Origin of the sequence: Paenibacillus jiangxiensis, from assembly GCF_046098255.1 — a bacterium.
GTDB lineage: Bacteria > Bacillota > Bacilli > Paenibacillales > Paenibacillaceae > Paenibacillus > Paenibacillus jiagnxiensis.
Genome location: NZ_JBJURI010000008.1, coordinates 96751 through 115012, shown reverse-complemented (window position 1 = coordinate 115012; position 18262 = coordinate 96751). Strand labels below are relative to the sequence as shown.

Here is an 18262-nt window from a genome sequence, read left to right as displayed (position 1 = left end):
CATTTTTATTCGTCATGATCATCATCTTTGGTGGATAGACGGTGTGCCACCGTTTCCGGCTGCACCGCCGACAGGATCACATGATCGCTGTCCGTAATAATAACCGCCCTGGTCCGGCGGCCATATGTCGCATCAATCAGCATATGCCGGTCACGCGCTTCCTGAATGATCCGTTTGATCGGAGCGGATTCCGGGCTGACGATGGAGATAATTCTATTGGCCGACACAATATTGCCGAAGCCGATATTAATCAATTTGATTGCCATATTCAGGTATTTCCTCCTATATAAATGACTGTTGCCGCCAAGCCAGCGGGAAGCTATTCCATATTCGCGGCTTGTTCGCGAATCTTCTCCAGTTCCGCTTTCATATCAACCACGCGGTTCACCAATTCAAGATGATTGGCTTTGGAGCCGATCGTATTGACTTCCCTGTTCAGTTCCTGGATCAAAAAATCAAGTTTACGGCCGGCGGGCTCGTCCGAAAGCAGGAGATTCCTGCATTGGCCTAAATGACTTCGCAGCCGGGTCAGTTCTTCATCGATATTGGACCGATCTGCGAAAAGCGCTATCTCCATCCCCAGCCTTTGCTCATCCGGCAGAAGAGCGCCATCCTGCAACTCTGCAAGCCTCTGCTTCAGCCGGTTGCGGTAATCGGCTACAACTGTAGGCGCGAGAGCGGCAAGCTCGCTGTGCAGCACTTCCAGCCGCTCGATCCGGCTGTTCAGGTCTGCGGCCAGCACCCGGCCTTCCCGGCGTCGCATCTCTAGCATTCCGGCGACAGCCTCTCCCAGGCCGTCAAGAAGAAGCTGCTCCCATTCCGGGTCATCCGCTTCGTCGATGCTGTCCCGGTCGACCCACACATTCGGGAGGGAGAGCAGCTCGCTGACTCCGATCCTCCTGTCGAGGCCGTATTTGTCAGCAAGCAGCTCGGCGGTCTCCAGATATGCTTGCACTACCGGTTCGTTTAACTGTACGTACGAGTCCTGTCCCTCATCCCGTTCCTTTTGAATGAAGACATCTACGCGGCCTCTCTTCACCTGCCGCTGTACCTCTTTTCTCAAGCCGTCTTCAAAACGGGCCCATTCACGCGGAATCCGCATCATCACCTCGCAATACCTGTGATTTACGGACTTCACCTCAAAGCGCACTTTATAGCCTCCGTGATAAAGAACGGCTTGACCGTATCCGGTCATACTCAATGACATCGGCATCACATCCATTACACTATTTTAATGGATTATGTTGAACGAAACAAGTGGGACGGACGGTGTCCGGATTTTTCCCAAATGTAGGAGGTCAGCTCGGCGGACATTTCATAGAACATGAACGGTGTCATAAGATAAATTCCGTTAAAATGATCCATTGCGGCATCTACCAATTCCTTGGCGATTGCAACGCCCATCGCCCGTCCTTCCGGCCCCTGCAGGCCTGACATCCGGGAGCGTACCGCATCCGAGAGCTGAATGCCCGGTACCTCGTTATGAAGATATTCCGCATTGCGCCCGCTGGCCAGCGGCATGATGCCGATGAAGATCGGTGTCTCCAAATGGGCCGTCTGACGCTTGATCTCCGCAATCAGCTCGATATCATAAACCGGCTGCGTCATGATGTAGTCCGCCCCTGCGGCGATTTTTTTCTCAAGCCTCTCCACAGCCTTGTTCAAGTGCTTGACGTTCGGATTGAAAGCTGCGCCCACAACGAATTTTGCCTTTTGCTTCAGCGGCTTGCCCGAGAAGGCAACTCCGTCGTTCAGCTGTTTGATCATACGGATGATTTCAAATGAGGTCATATCATAAACGGAGCTGGAGCCCGGCAGATCCCCGAACCGCGCCGGATCTCCCGTCACCGCAAGCACATGATCGATACCGAGGGCGTCAAAGCCCATCATATGCGACTGGGTTCCGATGGAATTGCGGTCACGGCAGGCGATATGGATGAGCGGGCGTATCCCCACTTCACTGCGGACCAAGTGGCCGAGCGCCATATTGCTCATGCGTGTCACAGCCAGCGAGTTATCCGCCATCGTTAACGCATCCACTCCTGCGGCCTTCAGGGCACGTGAGCCCTCCATAAACTTCGTGATATCCAGATCACGAGGCGGATCCAGCTCTACAATGACCGTATGCCGCTGCTTTACAAGATCAACAATCGTAGGTTCCTGCGGGGGAGCGCCAGCCGCTTGATCCTCTACACCGTTAGCATTCATAAATACCGATGGGCGGATTGATGCCGCCGCAGGCTTTTCAGGCAGCGCCGCCGGAATATATCCCTGCAGTGCAGCCGTGATGGCAGCAATATGCTCAGGTGTTGTGCCGCAGCAGCCTCCAATCAGTCTGGCTCCCCGGTCTGCAAAGGAAACCGCACACTCCGCCATATACTCCGGCCCTGCTCCGTATACATACCGGCCCTCTACGTAATCCGCCAAACCTGCATTAGGGAAGACGGACAGCGGGACTTCCAGAGGTCCGTCCAGTGACTCCACTACGCTCATAATACCTTGCGGTCCGGAATGGCAGTTGAAGCCGAGCACATCCGCCCCCTCATCGAGCAGAGCGGCAAACGCCTCCTTGATGCTGTAACCGTCGCGGGTCATGCCAACCTGATCCACAGCGAACTGGCAGATGACCGGCAAATCGCTGTATGCCCGGATACAACGCAGGGCTGTGCGCATTTCCTCCAGCTCATAAAACGTTTCCAGCAGCATTCCGTCCACACCTTCTGCAAGCAAAGCGGTAATCTGCTGATCAAAGTTTCGGTTCAGTTCCTGATCCGTAATATTAATGCGCTTGGCTCCATAAATAGAGCCCATGGCCCCCACGACATAGTTATCTGGCCCGGCTGCCTGGCGTGCGATTCTGACACCGGCCCGGTTGATTTCATCCACCTTGGATTCGAGGCCAAACTTGCCAAGCTTATAGGCATTGGCCGAATACGTATTGGTCTCCAGCACACGGGCGCCAGCCTGCAAATAACGGCGGTGAACATCCGCGATCACCTCCGGAGAGGTCAGGTTCAGTTCCTCATAGGAAATTCCGACCGGAAAACCCAGCTGATACAAAAATGTTCCCATAGCGCCGTCCCCGACCAGTACTTCCTTTTTCCATGCCGTGCGCAAATCCGCTTTCATCTGCTTCCTTCACCCCGTCATTTTGTTTCATACTAATGTAACATAAACCTTACCGGAACATAAGAAAAACATCTATCGACGTACATTCACAGAAGCCAGACCGCGTTTAGCGGTAGTTTTTCTTGCGATATTAGGATGATTATTCCAGGAAGTTTATACTTTCTAATATCTTAAGAAAAACATCTATCGATGTACACTCAAAGAAGACAGACCGCGTTTAGCGGTAGTTTTTCTTGCGATTCCAGGAAGCTTATACCAAGAAGTTTATACTTTCTAATATCTTAAGACAAAAGATTAACATCGTTATTGAAGCTTTCCATTGGACGGAGAGAGACTCAGTTCATAAAAGACGCCTTTTTTGTTTATTTTGGCGGTGAGGACAGCCTGCCCCTTTCTGGTGAAGGTGTAGGTATTCTTATCAATCTCTACGGTGTAGCCGGACAAACTCATGTTAAATAACCTTTTTGCTTTGACTGCCGCTGCTTTCTTGGCTTGCTCCGGCGTATATTTCGGCACGGAGAACGAAGCCGCAAAGTCACGGTCACTCTTCCAGTCGGTCTGAGGAGTGGATACCTTGAGCACTCTTCCCGTCACGGCCCCAATCTTAACGCTGCTTGATTCATTCGCATCCTCGAACAGCCAGTAAAAGCCCCCGTCTGCTTCGTCTTTATGCCGCGAAGCATGGGCGATGGCAACCGATTTGCCCCAGGTGTTCCGGATGGCATTCTCCGCGCGTGTCACCAGCTTGGCATTCACATTTGCGAGCGGATATTCAGCATGAATGGAAATGCGGTTTTCGTCTGCAATGTCCACATACAGTGATGAAGAGCTGTCCCCCGCTCCCCAGAATACCCAGTAGTCCTTCGGTTCGTTGTTCTGATACGGCGAATGCACGCGCCAAAATGCTTCAAACTCCAGGCTTTTGTTCTTGTCAAAGGATTCGATGGCCCTGAGCACTTTTTTCTTCAACTCGGAAGGCAGCACCTGGTCCATACTCCCTATTTTGTATCTTAAGGTGGTGGACTCCACTCTGCTGTTCACTTTATTGTATTCCGTCTGGAACACGGCCGACCCATCATTCAGTTCTCCTTCAACGATCCATGTTTTCCCCATATCCATGACCGTATCAAAAGAGAAAGCCTCGCTCCCGGCCATTTTTTTCACAGCTTCCTCCAGACGGCTGGTTACCGTCGGTGTCAGAGATGAAACGGTTTTGACCGTCGTTTCTCCGGTTGAAGGAACAGATGCCGCTTGGGCAGGAACCGCAGCCATAAGCAAAATCACCACCGTCGCTGCAACTAACCATCCTTTTTTCCGCATTCGTCTTACTGCCTCCTTCTCGCTCATTCCCTATGATTATAACGTTTTTTTGCACGCAAAACAGACAGGAGTTTCTGAAAAGTGACAAAAATTCCTGTCCTATGATGACCTGGGGCATATTTTCGAAAGTTGTGTGGCGCTCCGAGAACGAAGCATTCCTACAATCGCTGTTGACCCGCCTCCCCCCTCATTCAAACGACCTGAAAAAGGCGTGTGAATGTACAACTTAAATGGGCCAAAGGGAAGGAGAAAGGGCGAATGTTGGTGGATATCCAGCCACCAATACTCGCCCTTTTAAATCATGAGGATTTTCGTAGTCGAGGCTGCTTGTTAACTTTGAAAATCACTCATGGAACAGCCTCTTCCTATAATCCTGCATCAATCAGCTTGTTACACTTGCATGGTTCCGGTAAAAACGGTCTCAGCCGGACCTGTCATGTAGACACGGTTGTCCCGTTCATCCCACTCGATCCACAGATCTCCGCCCTTCAGGCTGACAACCGCCTCCCGGCCGGTATACCCGTTCAGCACTGACGAGACAAGTGTGGCGCACGCGCCCGTGCCGCAGGCCAGCGTCGGACCCGCGCCTCTTTCCCATACGCGCATCTCAATGCGCCGACGGTCGAGCACAGTTGCAAATTCCACATTCGTCTTTTTCGGAAACAGGGGATGAACCTCTAAAATTGGCCCCCAGGTATTCAGATCAAATTTCGCCGCATCGTCCACATAAATGACGCAATGCGGATTGCCCATCGATACGGCCGTAAAGCGGAAAGCAGACCCGCCTGCCTCCAGCAGCCGGTTCTGCACCGGCTTCTCATCCAGCACCGTCGGAATAAGCAGCCCGTCCAGCACGGGCTCGCCCATATCGACCCGCACGAAGCTCACCTGGCCGTTCTCAACCGTCAGATCAACCTGCTGAACCCCCGCACCCAGCGTTTCAATCGTCAGCGTTTGCCTGTCCGTATATCCGTGATCATAGACATATTTGGCGACACAGCGAATCGCATTTCCGCATTGCTCTGCTTCAGAGCCATCTGAATTGATAATTCGCATTTTGAAATCAGCCTGCTCCGAGGGCAGAATGAACACCAGTCCGTCTGCACCTATGCCAAAAAAGCGGCTGCACCATTTCACGGCCCAATCAGACGCTTCCTTCGGCAGCTCCCGCTCTCCGTAGATCATAATAAAATCATTACCTAATCCGTGCATTTTCGTAAATTGCAAGCTTCCCCACTCCTTGCCGGCTGCATTCAATCCGGTCGGCGGCCGCCGGCGCTCAGCGCCGGCATGCCTTACCGATCATAAGCTCATGATAGCACACCGCCAAGCCGGGGGAAAAGAGCTGCGCACAATCGTTTCGACTTATGCGGATAGATTCGGGTTGCCCTGCAGGAAAGATCTTCTGCGGCGGTTGCGGCGCCCTCCCCATACGCTGCCGGCACCCATCAGGAATGTAGGAATGCCCGCACCTACAATGGCAATAGCCCATTCGCGCATGCCAAGCGGCACCGTTTTGAAGATCGGTTGCAGCGGCTCGAAGTACATAACGACCAGCATCAGAACGATCGAAGACAGCACAGCCAGCACAAGGTAACCGTTCTGCAGCGGGTTGCGGTGAAAAATGGATCTGGAGCTGCGGCAGTCAAATACATGAATGAGCTGTGCCAATACCAGCGTGGCAAAAGCGACGGACTGTGCTTTGGCCAGCTGTGCCGCATTGTCCGGAGCCACTCGAAGCGTCAGCCAGAACGCGGCAAGTGTGCAGAGGCCGATCAAGAGGCCGCGGCTGATAATTTTCCAGCCGAGCCGGCGGGCGAAAATATTTTCCTTGGCCCCGCGCGGGCGATGCTCCATCAGATCCTTCTCGGGCTGATCAACCCCGAGCGCCATGGCCGGCAGCCCGTCTGTGACCAGATTGACCCACAAAATTTGAATCGGCAGCAGCGGCAGCGGCAGCCCGGCCATCATCGCGAAAAACATCGTTAGAATCTCACCAACATTGGAGGCGAGCAGATAGCGGATAAACTTGCGGATATTCTCGTAGATGTTTCGCCCTTCTTCAATGGCCGCCACAATTGTCGAGAAGTTGTCGTCATTCAGCACCAGCGAGGCCGCTTCTTTCGTAACGTCCGTCCCGGTAATACCCATGGCGATACCGATATCGGCCGCCTTGACGGCAGGCGCGTCATTGACACCGTCGCCCGTCATCGCGACCACATGCCCCTTGCGCTGCAGTGATTTAACAATCCGCAGCTTGTGCTCCGGAGAAACTCTCGCGAACACGGACGTGCTATCCACCGCTTTGTCCAGCATATCTTCGTCCATATTGTTCAGCTGCTGGCCTGTAAGAACCTGTGAACCGCGCTGCAGAATGCCGAGCTGCTGGGCGATCGCTTCGGCAGTTGTACCGTGATCGCCTGTAATCATGATTGTGCGGATGCCGGCGCGGCGGCATTTCAATATCGCTTCTCTGACCTCGCGCCGCGGAGGGTCGATCATGCCGGTCAAACCGATGAACACGAGCTGGGACTCCGCATCGGATTCGCTGCCGATATGCTCCTGGGAACGCAGCTCGCGATAAGCGATCCCGAGCACACGCAGCGCCTCGGAGGCCAGGCCTTCATTCGCCGCCATCACCTTCTGGCGCAGCGTGCCTGTCAGCGGAATTTCTTTGCCTTCCCACAGAATACGGGTGCACTGCTCCAGCAGCATGTCCGGAGCGCCCTTGCTGAAGATGAAGCGCCCGCCGCTGCTGTTCGAAACAAGCACAGACATCCGTTTCCGCTCCGAATCAAAAGGGTACTCCTGCTCGCGCGTATAACTCTCTGCGAGCTCCTGTTGCGTGACTCCGCCTTTGGCTGCGAGCGTAACGAGGGCGCCTTCCGTAGGATCACCCTTGAGCTCCCACATGGGCAGCAGTTCCTGTTCCCCTTTCTTTTTCTTTCCCCGGGCTCCGCCTGCTTCCGCCAGGGCGATTTCCGCATTGTTGCACAGGGCCGCGCCCTGAAGCAGCCTGTTCAGTGCCTCATCGTTCTTCAGATCGGCAGGATGGCTTCCCGCAAGAATGCTTCCTGCCGGTTCATATCCCTCACCGGTAACCTGCAGCTCGTGTCCGCCGAGCCAGAGCCGGGTAACCGTCATTTTGTTCTGCGTCAGCGTTCCTGTTTTGTCAGAGCAGATGACCGAAGCGCAGCCCAACGTTTCCACGGAAGGCAGCTTGCGCACGATAGCCTTGCGTTTGATCATGCGCTGGACACCGAGGGCGAGGGCGATCGTAACGATCGCGGGCAGCCCTTCCGGAATTGCCGCCACCGCCAAGCTGACCCCTGCAAGAAACATGGCGACTGCAGGCTGTCCATGCAGAATGCCTGCTACTACAACGAGCACTGTCAAGGCCAGGGCCACCAAAATCAAAATTTTGCCAAGCTGCTCCAGTCTGTGCTGAAGCGGTGTCTCCTGGGCTTCGGTGTTTTGGATAAGGTCTGCGATTTTCCCCATTTCCGTATCCATGCCCGTGCGGACGACAACGCCTTTGGCCGTACCCCGTGTGATCATCGTTCCCATGAAGCCCATATTTTTCATATCGCCGAGAGGAACCTCTTCCGCCGGAATCGGCCGGCTGTGCTTGCTTACCGGTACCGACTCACCGGTCAAAGCCGATTCTTCCACATCACAGCTGCTTGTATGCAGCAGCCGGAGATCGGCCGGAATGCGGTCCCCGCTTTCCAGCTGCACAATATCTCCCGGAACAAGCTCTCTTGCGGGAATCAGCATGCTTTTTCCGTCCCGGATCACCTTGGCGGACGGAGCGGACAGCTGCTTGAGCGCCCGCAGTGAGCGCTCTGCCCGAAATTCCTGGACAAAACCGAGCAATCCGTTCAGCAGTATGATTGCAATGATGGTAATGGCGTCAAGGTACTCGCCCAAGAGGCCTGACACAAGCGTCGCGCCCATGAGGACAAGCACCATGAAATCTTTAAATTGATTCAGCAGCAGTGTGATCGGTGAAATCCGCTTTCCCTCTGAAAGCTCATTCCACCCCGCCTCTTTGCGGCGGAGCGCCGCCTCGTCCTCCGTCAGACCGCGCTTCGGATCCACGATCAAGCTTGACTGCAGCTGCTCCGCGCCCAATTGGTGCCAATGCCTTTGTTCCATTCTTCCGTTTCCCCTCCCGGTCTCTCATAATCCGTTCGTTCGTCGGCTGATGCAGTTCCGTCCGGCACATTGTCCTCATAACTTGCATCGCCTATTCACAGCGGCCGGACAGCCTCTAACTTCAATCTATTCGGACAGGTCTGTAATTATCACAGAGGCTGGTCTTATGTTTTGGGCCAAACTTATGTATCATATAAGGACGGGTAAATCATATATATCCGATCCAATGAGCGCTATCTATCATTCATGACAGGAGAACTACAATTATGGCATTAGACGGAATCGTTACGCGCGCCATCGTGCAGGAACTGCAGAACTGCCGTGGCGCACGCATTAATAAAATTCACCAGCCCAATGAAAGGGACATTGTATTTAACCTACGGGTTCAGGGAGGCAGCGGGAAATTGTTGCTGTCCGCCAATCCCACTTATCCGCGCGTTCACTTTACGGCCCAGACCTTTATCAATCCGGCAGAAGCTCCCATGTTCTGCATGCTGCTGCGCAAGCACTGCGAAGGCGGCATCATCGAAGAAATCCGGCAGGTCGGCATGGAGCGCATCATCCATATGGATATAAGGCAGCGCGACGAACTGGGTGATCTATCCCAGAAGCGCATCATTATTGAGTTAATGGGACGGCACAGCAACATCATCCTGGTAGACCCGGCATCGAATACAATTCTTGACGGCATTCATCATGTAACGCCTGCGATCAGCAGCTACCGTGTGATCATGCCGGGATTTTCCTACACGGAACCGCCGCAGCAGCACAAGCTTGACCCATTGGAGACGGATAAAGCCGCCTTTCTGGAGGCATTCCAGATGGAGCAGGCAGACGCGGCACAGTGGATCGTGAACGCCTTTACCGGGGTCAGCCCCCTGATTGCCGCAGAGATTGCACTGCGGTCTGCAAAAGCTGGAGGTCTCAATTCAAGCGAACAAACGGAGAATACTGAGCGTTTGTGGCAGGCTTTTTCAGATATCATGAGTGATGTCAGGGAGCACCGCTACCAGCCTGTATCCGGCCTGAATGCGAAAGGAAAGGACGTTTTCTCCACCATCCCCTTGAGATTGATTGAAGGTGAAGCAAAGACGTATGACTCCATCAGCCAATGCCTGGAGGATTTTTATGGAGATAAGGCGGAACGTGACAGCGTCAAGCAAAGGGTAGGCGACCTGCTGCGCTTCCTGCAAAATGAACGCAGCAAAAACGTGAAAAAGCTCGACAACCTGCAGCGGGATTTGGAGGAAGCTGAGGATGCGGACCAGTACCGCATTTATGGGGAGCTGCTTTTTGCCTCTCTGCATGCCATATCCAAGGGGGATAAGGAGACCGTGCTTGTCAACTTTTACGACGAAGAGCAAAAGGAGATCGCCATTCCGCTCGATCCGCTGCTCAGCCCCTCCGACAACGCCCAGCGCTATTTTAAAAAATACAATAAATACAAAAACAGCCTGGCCGTGATTGAGGAGCAGCAGCTGAAAACCCATGAGGAAATCGCCTATATCGACAATTTGCTTCAACAGCTCTCGCATGCGTCCATGAGCGATATTGAAGAAATCCGGGAAGAACTGGTGCAGCAGGGGTATTTGCGGGACCGGGCCAAGAAGGTCAAAAAGAAGAAAAAGAACGACCGCCCGTCGCTGCACCAGTACATTTCCTCCGAGGGAATCGAGATTTATGTGGGCAAAAACAACCTGCAAAACGAATATCTCACCAACAGACTCGCCGGACCAAATGACACATGGCTTCACACCAAGGATATCCCGGGCTCCCATGTGGTGATTCGCTCGGACAGCTACGGGGATGCGACCCTGGAGGAAGCGGCACAGCTCGCGGCCTACTTCAGCCAGGCCAAGCAATCGAGCAGCGTTCCCGTCGACTGTACCCTGATCCGCCATGTCCGCAAGCCGAGCGGCGCCAAGCCGGGCTTTGTCATCTACGACCGTCAGCGGACGCTGTATATTACGCCGAATGAAGAGCTTGTCAAGCGGCTTCCCGGCAAGGTAAAAAGCAGCTGACAGCCTGTCTTGCTTATAAATTAAAAACAGAGGATGAGGCCAATGCGCAAATTGCGCGGCTTCATCCTCTGTTTTTCTTAAGATTTGTCTTCACATGCTAATTTCTGCAAAGACAACCCAACGTTACTTGGCGCCAACCTTCTTGAGCTCGTTCCAAACTTCATGTAATTCAGAGTTTCGAGGCCACTTAGCCGGGTTGGAGCTGTCGTTAATAACACCAAGGCATGGTCTGGGAATTACGATTTTAGTTAGGTATAGGTGAAGTTATTTTTTCGCAGCCTGCAGCAGATCAAGCGTCTTGATGCCGACTGTACGCCCGCCCAGTTCTCCGTGAAAGACTACGCCCTGCCGGACACCGTGAAAATCGGAGCCACCGGTGGGGATGAGTCCATAGCTCTCCGCCATGGCCCTGTATTTCGCTTCGGCAGCCGCATCATGATCAGAATGGCTTACTTCCAGTCCGGCCGGCTTATCCTGCTCGATAATGGAGCGGACCAGTTCGTCGTCCCCATATAATCCTGGATGGGCCAATACCGGCACACCCCCTGTCTCGCGGATCCAGCGGCAGGCCTCGCCGGGGGAAAGGCGGGGAACGGAGACAAAGGCAGCTGCTCCTTCCGCCAAATATTTGTCAAAGGCGTCCCTGAGATCGGCGGCAAAACCCTTGGCCACCAACACATCGGCAATATGCGGCCGTCCCAGCGTTTCATCCGGCTCCAGTGCCCTGCCCAGCCGGTTCCTGACCTCTTCCATCGTGATTGGAATCCCCAGTTCATTCAGCCTGGCAATGATCAGCCCGTTGCGCTCATCACGGGTCCGCCGCAGCCCTTCGAGCCGCTCCAGAAACACAGGATCCTCGTAATTAACATAATAGCCGAGCACATGAATGTCCTTTCCCTTCATGCGGGTGCTGATTTCAATCCCAGGAACAACCTTGATTCCGTACTGCCGCCCTGCCTCAAGGGCTTCCCGGATGCCTGCCACGGTGTCATGATCGGTGATAGCTAGGGCTACCAGCCCTTTTTGCTTGGCAAGCCTGACGTTTTCGGCCGGGGATAACATGCCGTCCGAAGCCGTAGTGTGCGTATGCAAATCGCATAAACCTTGAGCTTCCATCGTTTACGCCTCCTCTGTCCGTGTCTGTTCCTTGTCCAGTGCCAGGCTCATCTGCTCCGGCTGCTTTCGGCGCAGATACGTCAGGAAGGTGACCGCTGGTATGGGAAGCAGCGAAGATTTTAAATGTATGGCATAAAACGGGCGCTTGAATGAAACATCTTCAATGTCCACAATCTTGAGCAGACCGAGGGTAACTTCATGCTTGACCGAAGATGGGGACAGCATCGTAATGCCAAGCCCTTCCTCAACCGCCGATTTCACCGCTCCGCTACTGCCGAGCTCCATCACGGCATCGAGCCGGGAGAGATCAAAATTTTTGCGCCTCAGCTCCTCCTCCATCACCTGACGCGTGCCGGAGCCCTGCTCCCGCAGCACGAAGGGATAAGCGAGCGCATCCTCCATTGTAACGATTCGCTGCTTCGCCAGAGGATGGCCTGCAGGAACGATGAGCTTCAGCTCATCCTGCATGACAGGCTCCACCGCGATATCGGCATGCTGCACCGGCCCTTCAATCAATCCGAAGCTCAGCTGGTTCTTCAGGATTTCATCCATGATCTGGGCAGTATTCATTACCTTCATCATCACCCGGATGTGGGGAAACTCCCGTCCAAACGGGCCCAGCAGCCGAGGCAGCACATATTCTCCGATTGTCAGGCTGGCTCCAAGCTGAAGTCTGCCTTCCAGCATGTGGGTGAAGGAGGACATGGACTGATCCGCTTCACGGACAAGGTCCATGCTCCTTTTGGCGTATGGCAGCAGCGCTTTTCCCGCCTCGGACAGCTCGATCTTTTTGGTGGAACGGTTCAGCAGCTTGGCGCCGAAATAATCCTCCAGGGACTGTATCTGCATCGTTACGGCAGGCTGGGTCATATGCAAGGCTTGAGCAGCAGCGGAGAAGCTGCCTCTTTCCGCAACGGTGTAAAAAATATGAAGCTGGTGAAAGTTCAATCGATCCCGCTCCTTTCTTGTACTCCTATTTTAACCGAATCACGTTCTTCCCACAAAGCATACACCGATTACTTCTCTAGAAACACCAAAAAGAGCGTGCAGTCGTCTGCACGCTCTGACCATGTAAGGATCGGGGGGATTATCTCCGCTTGCGGCTGTTCTTGATCAAGGCCATGCGTCGCGAATGCCGCAGCCATGAATAATAGGATTTCAAATCTCTAAGCTCGATCGTCTCTGACATGCGTCCAAGAAAAGTTACAATAATCATTTTATGTAATTGATTCCCTGTAATATCCATTTCCCCGGGAAGCTCGCCAAATTCGGCGACAACAACGATGTCTTTATCGACAAGATAAACATCCTGTTCATTGCGGTAGTAAGAGGTGATTCTGTTCTGCTTTAGACATTCCCACAGCCATGAGGCAATCTGATCCGTCCCGGTTTCCTTGTTCTCCACGCGATCACTATAACGTATTTTGGCATGATTCGTTATGACAATGTCGGCTACTCTCTTGTCGCCCAAAGTTATAAAGAAAGGCTCATAGGTGCTCCAACGCTGCATCGCTTTATCCCGCATGGGGTATCACTCCCGGTAGATAGGTCTTACTATCTAAATATATCCAATATATTACATCAATAGTCCCGGTGCTACAAGCTCTAAATCCGGAACCGTTACTCGGAACATCAGCTCAAGCATTCATCCGCATGTACTTATAGACCTAGTATACCCTGCTTTCCTCCCAGGGGCAAAGCTGACACAGGATGGTAAAGGCTCAAATATCAGGGTGTCGCAAAGCGACTTGGAAGTTTTAATCAAAAAAACAGCCCTGGGGCTGTTTTTTTTGGATGTTCTTATGTCTGAAAGAAGGACCGCCGTCCTACATCCCGTAAAAATTCGTTTTATCCTGGCTTTTGGAGTACTCTGTCTTGATTTCATTCCTGAAGGAACGCTCAATTTTACGTACGTATGGAAGCCTGCGGATGTTTTTTATCGTATCTTCCGCACGGTGTGCGTCCATATACATGACGACATATTGAAGGCGCTTCGAAATATAATGCACGCTTCCGTACTTCTCCAGATTGCGCGCGGCCTTTATATCTGATACCCAGATGATATAACCTGTCCGTTCGGCAAACATGCTTTTTCCCCCTTTTCCATCAAGCAGCAGGCCCGGCAGGTCAGCCGCAGGAGCATTTGCCGCCGCTTCCGCATCCGCCTGTCGGAAGCGGGTCATTGCTCGGTACTTTGATGCTGTCAGAAACAGAATAAGCAATCGTTTCCGACATTTCGTGCAGCAGATCGTCCAGCGCTTTCTCTGCCTGCTTGAAACGGCGCACCTCTTCAAACTGCTCCAGCTGCGCCTCCATAGCCTCTACCTCTTCCTTGGCTGCATGATAATTCGGATGAAAATGTCCGAAACGCTTTGTTTCCTCGAACAGCTCCTTCTTGGCTTCCAGCCTGCGGACCCACTCCGCAATTTCAGGGTTTTCCGCCACATGCTGCTTCCAATATAGATAGTCCGACACTTCGGCGGACTCGTTGATCATGTCGCCTAATTCATAGGCGTATATCAGCACTTCGGCCATATTAACCGTGTTCAGCTCGGCTACGTCCATGAATATTCATCTCGCTTCTTTTAAATTTTTACGCAAGGTAGACTAATTCATCATAGCACATCATGCGTCGGGAAAGAAGCGGTTTTAGCAAAAGCGCTATCGGTTTACCCAAGCGAAATGGGCAGCAGCAGCCGCATTTCCTTCCAGTCGGATGGTTTCAGCACGGTTTTGGCCTGCGGCTCTGTTCCATCGGGGCTGCGGAACCAGCCCGTAACCTGCCACTCTGCTCCACCGCTGACCGCTTCCGGCAGCAACTCCATATCTTGATCACCGCTGCGCAGCACGACCGCCGTCTGCCATTCAACCGCCTGCTCCATGATCTGTCTCGCTGTGGAAGAATGGTAGGCACGGAACTGGGTAGTCCATGAAGAAGGAACGGATGACCTGCCCGGGAAAAAGGATTCAGGCGAAGGTACCACTGCGTCCTTGTCATAAAAATGCAAGGTTTTCCCCGTATACACAAGCCCGGGTCGCCCTTCCGCATAAAAATCAGCATGTGCCGGTTCGGCAGATGCCCCGGGAGCTTCCTGCGAAGGCAGAGGGAAAGAAAGAGCGGTGCTGCCGCTGCCCTCCGTCCCTTTGCGCGGCGTAAGTCCGATGGCGGCCAGCACCTTGCGGGCACGCTCTTCCTCACCGGGCGCAACGATAAAATCAAGCTCGCCCAGCCGCTCCAGTAGTCCATTGAGCCGGGGATCGCCTGCCGCAGTATCCGCATCCTCCCGGCTGCGGCAGCGCAGCAGCGTGACAGCTGAGAAAGTGGTGCGGGCGGTCCCGCCAGCCCACTGCCGGACAGCATGCAGAACGTTGTCCGGCAAGCCTGTGAAGGAATTAGTCGTAAGAAATTCCTCCAGCGCCGGCAGCTCCATGCCCGACTCCACCGCCTCCGTAATGCTCTCACGGCTGAGCCGGTATATGGACATCCGGCCCGCGCTCGTCTGCTCGGCACAGCATTCCAGGAGCCAGCGAACATCGAAGCTACATTCCGGCGGAACAATGATTTCGAAATCCGGCTGTACATAAAAGCCGTTCTGCCCCGGTTCGGCAGGCGAGAAATCCGGCTCCAGCATCTCTGCGGCCGGAACCCTCCAGCGGATGAACAGCGAGCCGTCGTCTGCCATGCCTTTTTCCGCCAGGCCGAATTCCGCCAGCACCGTCAGCCATTGATCCGCCTCCTCCTTCAGATCAAGGTCGCCGGCAGCCCCCGCCTGCTGCAGCAACTCCAGCAGCGGATCCACGGCCAGCCACTCTTCTGTCCGGGTCCCTGCCAAGCACAGAAGACCGCGCACATGTTGTGCGGCAGGATGCGGCCGGCCGTAACGCTCCATGACTGTCAGCAGCAGCCAGCGGCTCATTTGCGCCTGCGGCAGCCTGATCCATGTGAAGAGGGCAGGCGTATGAACGGTATACGCAGAGGTGTCCTTCATCAGCAATCCGAGGCTGAGCAGCAGATCAAGCAGCACCGCAGCCGGCAGCGAATAAATATCGCTGTGTGCAAACTGCAGCCCCAATCCCTGCAACGAGCTCTCCTTGAACGGCGATAATTCGTTCATTTTGGCCAAAGCCCTTTTATGGACCGTGCCTTTGGAGGTCAGCGGCAGGCCGTTTCTGGCGATCCAGGCGAGCGCATGCAGCAGACGGGCTTCCACGCCTTCCCCGGCCTCAAGCAGCTTCTCCGGCTGTCCGCCCGCAGCCGGCATGGCCTCCTCCGCGAGCAGCAACCTGTGCAACTCAGGCAGCCTGTCCGCAGGGATGAACAACAGCCGTTCCCCCCACGTTTTCACGACGGCATCCAACCAGCTCTTCCGGCGGAGCCCCAGCACTGCAATTCTGCATTCGGCTCCGCTCAGCCTGCCCGTTAGCAGGCGTGGGGGCGCTTCTTCCTCCATTGGCTGTCCGGCATAGCGGATAAAGCAATGCTTCAGCAGCAGCTTTTCCTCCGGCGTCAAACCGAACAGCGTATCCTCCGCTTCCTTTGGCACCATTCCGCCATCATGCCTCCCTCTTCACAGGCTTATCCGTTTCCGCAAGCTCCGGTATCCGATCCGGTCCAATCAGGCGATATTCATATCCCTGCTCAATGAGGAACAATTGCCGTTTGGCGGCAAATTCCGTTTCCTTGCTGTTCTCCGTTACAAGGGTATAGAAAAATGCTGTGTTCTCCCCCGACTTGGGCCGCAGAATCCGGCCGAGCCGCTGGGCCTCCTCCTGCCGGGAGCCGAAGCTGCCCGATATTTCGACAGCGACAGCCGCATCCGGCAGGTCCACTGCAAAATTGGCCACCTTGGATACGACAATGGTACTGATTTCTCCCCGGCGAAAAGCTTCAAACAAGCGCACTCTTTCGCTTTGCGGCATGCTGCCCGTAATGAGCGGTGCCTTCAGTTCCCGTGCCACGTGGCGCAGCTGGTCCAAATACTGTCCGATCACCAGCGCCGGCTTGCCCTCATGCCGGCGCAGCAGGCTACGGACAGCCTCCAGCTTGGCAGGGTTCTCCGCGGCCAGCCTGTAGCGCTGTTTCCCTTCGGCAAGACTGTATTTTTCCTTAAGCGGACTGGTCATCAGAATTCGCATTTCCACGCATTCCACCTTGGCGATCCATCCTTGTTGCTCCAGCACCTTCCAGGGCATTTCATAACGTTTGGGGCCGATCAGGGAAAAGACGTCCTGCTCCGCTCCGTCCTCTCTTACCAATGTCGCAGTCAGTCCAAGACGCCGTGTAGCCTGGATGTCCGCCGTCGCTCTGAACACAGGGGCGGGAAGCAGATGCACCTCGTCATAGACGATCAACCCCCAATTCCGTTCACTGAGCAGCTTCATATGCTCGAACTCGCCCTCTTTGGAGCGGCGGTGGGTCAGAATCTGGTAAGTGGCAGTGGTTACGGGCCGGACCTGTTTTTTCTGTCCGGAATATTCGCCGATACAGCTCTCCGGAATGTCTGTCTTGTCCTTCAGCTCCTCAATCCACTGCCGCACGGATGTCGTATTGGATGTCAAAATAAGCACCTCGCACTGCAGACGCTCCATGACCGCCATGCCGATTACCGTTTTGCCCGCACCGCAGGGAAGCACCAGCACACCGCTGCCGCCCATGCCATCATTTCCCTCGAAGGCCTGAACCGCTTCCGCCTGATAATCTCTGAGCTCAAGCCTGCCCTTGCGTCCTCCTAGCGAGAAGGACATTCCGCTCCCCTGGTGGAACCCGGCCACATCAATAACCGGATATCCAAGACGGGTCAGCTCCTGCTTCAGCATCCCCCGTCCGATCGCCGGAACGTAAACGGTGTGCCTGTCGATTCTCTGCAGCCCGTACTTACCCATCTCGTTCAAAGCGAGAAGCTCACTGAGCAGCCCTTCATCCTCTGACACCAGCTTCAGCCCGTCTCCCCCGTTTTGCTCCAGCCGCAGCTTTCCGTACCGGGTTGCAAGCTTCCGAATGTTATCGGCAACTGCTGCAGGAACCTCCCATTTGGACAGGCGCTGAAGTGTGTTTACAATCCGTTCTGCGGTCCAGCCCAGCGCGGCGGCGTGCCAGAGGGAAAGCGAGGTAATCCGGTATGTATGAAAAGCGGCCGGACTTTTGACGAGCTCGGCAAAGTGCTGCAGCTCGGACCGGGCCTGCTCTGCTGCCGGGGAATCGGCAGCCAGAAGCACCGAACCGTCGCGCTGTACAATACAAGGCTTGTCCTCTTTCATGTCTGTCCCCTTTTCTCTGATTCTCACTTGCTTGTTATGTAAATACTCTCCAAAAAAGCCCCTTTTAGTGCGAGTTCAAAAAGTCAGGTTTTCAGCACCGAGAAGGTTGGATGAAGCAGGGACTGAGGAGCGGAGCGTACGTGGGGTACGTGAGCACCGGAAGGCCCGGCTGAATTCAAGATTCGATGTCGAATCCGCTTCCTGATTTACTTCGTGATCAAAAGATGACTTTTTGAACAACCTTTTAAGACAAGAAGCCC

General features: G+C 54.3%; 14 protein-coding genes. 1 reads left to right on the top strand and 13 read right to left on the bottom strand.

The features are described from left to right. Positions 1 to 5: 5 nt before the first annotated feature. The 6 genes from remA to ACI1P2_RS10290 all read right to left on the bottom strand — a co-directional run bounded on the left by remA (position 6) and on the right by ACI1P2_RS10290 (position 8607). A complete protein-coding gene (gene remA / locus ACI1P2_RS10315) occupies positions 6 to 266 on the bottom strand; it encodes an extracellular matrix/biofilm regulator RemA (RefSeq protein WP_020615370.1) in 261 nt (86 codons plus the stop codon). Positions 267 to 319: 53 nt separating this feature from the next. Then, on the bottom strand, positions 320 to 1207 hold the full coding sequence (locus ACI1P2_RS10310; protein WP_355319372.1) for a YicC/YloC family endoribonuclease: 888 nt from the start codon (positions 1205 to 1207) through the stop codon (positions 320 to 322). Between the two features lie 32 nt (positions 1208 to 1239). Then, entirely contained in the window at positions 1240 to 3129 is a 1890-nt protein-coding gene (locus ACI1P2_RS10305) for a bifunctional homocysteine S-methyltransferase/methylenetetrahydrofolate reductase (protein ID WP_355319370.1), read from the bottom strand. A 303-nt stretch (positions 3130 to 3432) separates the two neighbouring features. Continuing rightward, positions 3433 to 4449 (bottom strand): hypothetical protein, encoded by a 1017-nt coding sequence (locus tag ACI1P2_RS10300; RefSeq protein WP_355319368.1) that lies wholly within the window; start codon positions 4447 to 4449, stop codon positions 3433 to 3435. Between the two features lie 390 nt (positions 4450 to 4839). After that, positions 4840 to 5676 carry a diaminopimelate epimerase gene (dapF, locus tag ACI1P2_RS10295; protein ID WP_355319366.1) on the bottom strand — a complete coding sequence of 279 codons (837 nt, stop codon included), beginning with the start codon at positions 5674 to 5676 and terminating at the stop codon, positions 4840 to 4842. A gap of 138 nt (positions 5677 to 5814) precedes the next feature. After that, the gene (locus tag ACI1P2_RS10290; protein ID WP_355319364.1) at positions 5815 to 8607 is read right to left on the bottom strand and encodes a calcium-translocating P-type ATPase, SERCA-type; all 2793 of its coding nucleotides are present in this window, start codon (positions 8605 to 8607) and stop codon (positions 5815 to 5817) included. A 266-nt stretch (positions 8608 to 8873) separates the two neighbouring features. Here ACI1P2_RS10290 and ACI1P2_RS10285 point away from each other — a divergent pair, with 266 nt between their 5' ends. Continuing rightward, complete coding sequence (locus ACI1P2_RS10285) at positions 8874 to 10628, top strand: Rqc2 family fibronectin-binding protein (RefSeq protein WP_355319362.1); 1755 nt, start codon at positions 8874 to 8876, stop codon at positions 10626 to 10628. A gap of 264 nt (positions 10629 to 10892) precedes the next feature. Here the strand turns inward: ACI1P2_RS10285 and ACI1P2_RS10280 are convergent, their stop codons facing one another. The 7 genes from ACI1P2_RS10280 to ACI1P2_RS10250 form a co-directional block, all read right to left on the bottom strand. Beyond that, positions 10893 to 11744, bottom strand: a complete 852-nt coding sequence (locus tag ACI1P2_RS10280; RefSeq protein ID WP_355319360.1) for a PHP domain-containing protein — start codon at positions 11742 to 11744, stop codon at positions 10893 to 10895. Positions 11745 to 11747: 3 nt separating this feature from the next. Beyond that, positions 11748 to 12692: a selenium metabolism-associated LysR family transcriptional regulator gene (locus tag ACI1P2_RS10275; RefSeq protein WP_355319357.1), complete on the bottom strand. Its 945-nt coding sequence runs from the start codon at positions 12690 to 12692 to the stop codon at positions 11748 to 11750. 139 nt (positions 12693 to 12831) lie between these two features. Continuing rightward, on the bottom strand, positions 12832 to 13269 hold the full coding sequence (locus tag ACI1P2_RS10270) for a hypothetical protein (protein ID WP_355319355.1): 438 nt from the start codon (positions 13267 to 13269) through the stop codon (positions 12832 to 12834). Between the two features lie 301 nt (positions 13270 to 13570). Continuing rightward, on the bottom strand, positions 13571 to 13831 hold the full coding sequence (locus ACI1P2_RS10265) for a YlbG family protein (RefSeq protein WP_355319514.1): 261 nt from the start codon (positions 13829 to 13831) through the stop codon (positions 13571 to 13573). 40 nt (positions 13832 to 13871) lie between these two features. Further along, the gene (locus ACI1P2_RS10260; RefSeq protein WP_355319353.1) at positions 13872 to 14309 is read right to left on the bottom strand and encodes a YlbF family regulator; all 438 of its coding nucleotides are present in this window, start codon (positions 14307 to 14309) and stop codon (positions 13872 to 13874) included. A 104-nt stretch (positions 14310 to 14413) separates the two neighbouring features. Then, positions 14414 to 16291, bottom strand: a complete 1878-nt coding sequence (locus ACI1P2_RS10255; protein WP_355319351.1) for a helicase-associated domain-containing protein — start codon at positions 16289 to 16291, stop codon at positions 14414 to 14416. Positions 16292 to 16298: 7 nt separating this feature from the next. Beyond that, a complete protein-coding gene (locus tag ACI1P2_RS10250; protein WP_355319512.1) occupies positions 16299 to 18002 on the bottom strand; it encodes a DNA repair helicase XPB in 1704 nt (567 codons plus the stop codon). Positions 18003 to 18262 lie beyond the last annotated feature (260 nt).

Excerpts from the sequence above, each read along its gene's own strand:
- ACI1P2_RS10250 (WP_355319512.1), bottom strand. The coding sequence starts at position 18,002 with ATGAAAGAGGACAAGCCTTGTATTGTACAGCGCGACGGTTCGGTGCTT.
- ACI1P2_RS10290 (WP_355319364.1), bottom strand. The coding sequence starts at position 8,607 with ATGGAACAAAGGCATTGGCACCAATTGGGCGCGGAGCAGCTGCAGTCA.
- ACI1P2_RS10270 (WP_355319355.1), bottom strand. The coding sequence starts at position 13,269 with ATGCGGGATAAAGCGATGCAGCGTTGGAGCACCTATGAGCCTTTCTTT.
- ACI1P2_RS10310 (WP_355319372.1), bottom strand. The coding sequence starts at position 1,207 with ATGTCATTGAGTATGACCGGATACGGTCAAGCCGTTCTTTATCACGGA.
- ACI1P2_RS10265 (WP_355319514.1), bottom strand. The coding sequence starts at position 13,831 with ATGTTTGCCGAACGGACAGGTTATATCATCTGGGTATCAGATATAAAG.
- ACI1P2_RS10300 (WP_355319368.1), bottom strand. The coding sequence starts at position 4,449 with ATGCGGAAAAAAGGATGGTTAGTTGCAGCGACGGTGGTGATTTTGCTT.
- remA (WP_020615370.1), bottom strand. The coding sequence starts at position 266 with ATGGCAATCAAATTGATTAATATCGGCTTCGGCAATATTGTGTCGGCC.
- ACI1P2_RS10305 (WP_355319370.1), bottom strand. The coding sequence starts at position 3,129 with ATGAAAGCGGATTTGCGCACGGCATGGAAAAAGGAAGTACTGGTCGGG.
- ACI1P2_RS10255 (WP_355319351.1), bottom strand. The coding sequence starts at position 16,291 with ATGGTGCCAAAGGAAGCGGAGGATACGCTGTTCGGTTTGACGCCGGAG.
- ACI1P2_RS10285 (WP_355319362.1), top strand. The coding sequence starts at position 8,874 with ATGGCATTAGACGGAATCGTTACGCGCGCCATCGTGCAGGAACTGCAG.
- ACI1P2_RS10260 (WP_355319353.1), bottom strand. The coding sequence starts at position 14,309 with ATGGACGTAGCCGAGCTGAACACGGTTAATATGGCCGAAGTGCTGATA.
- ACI1P2_RS10280 (WP_355319360.1), bottom strand. The coding sequence starts at position 11,744 with ATGGAAGCTCAAGGTTTATGCGATTTGCATACGCACACTACGGCTTCG.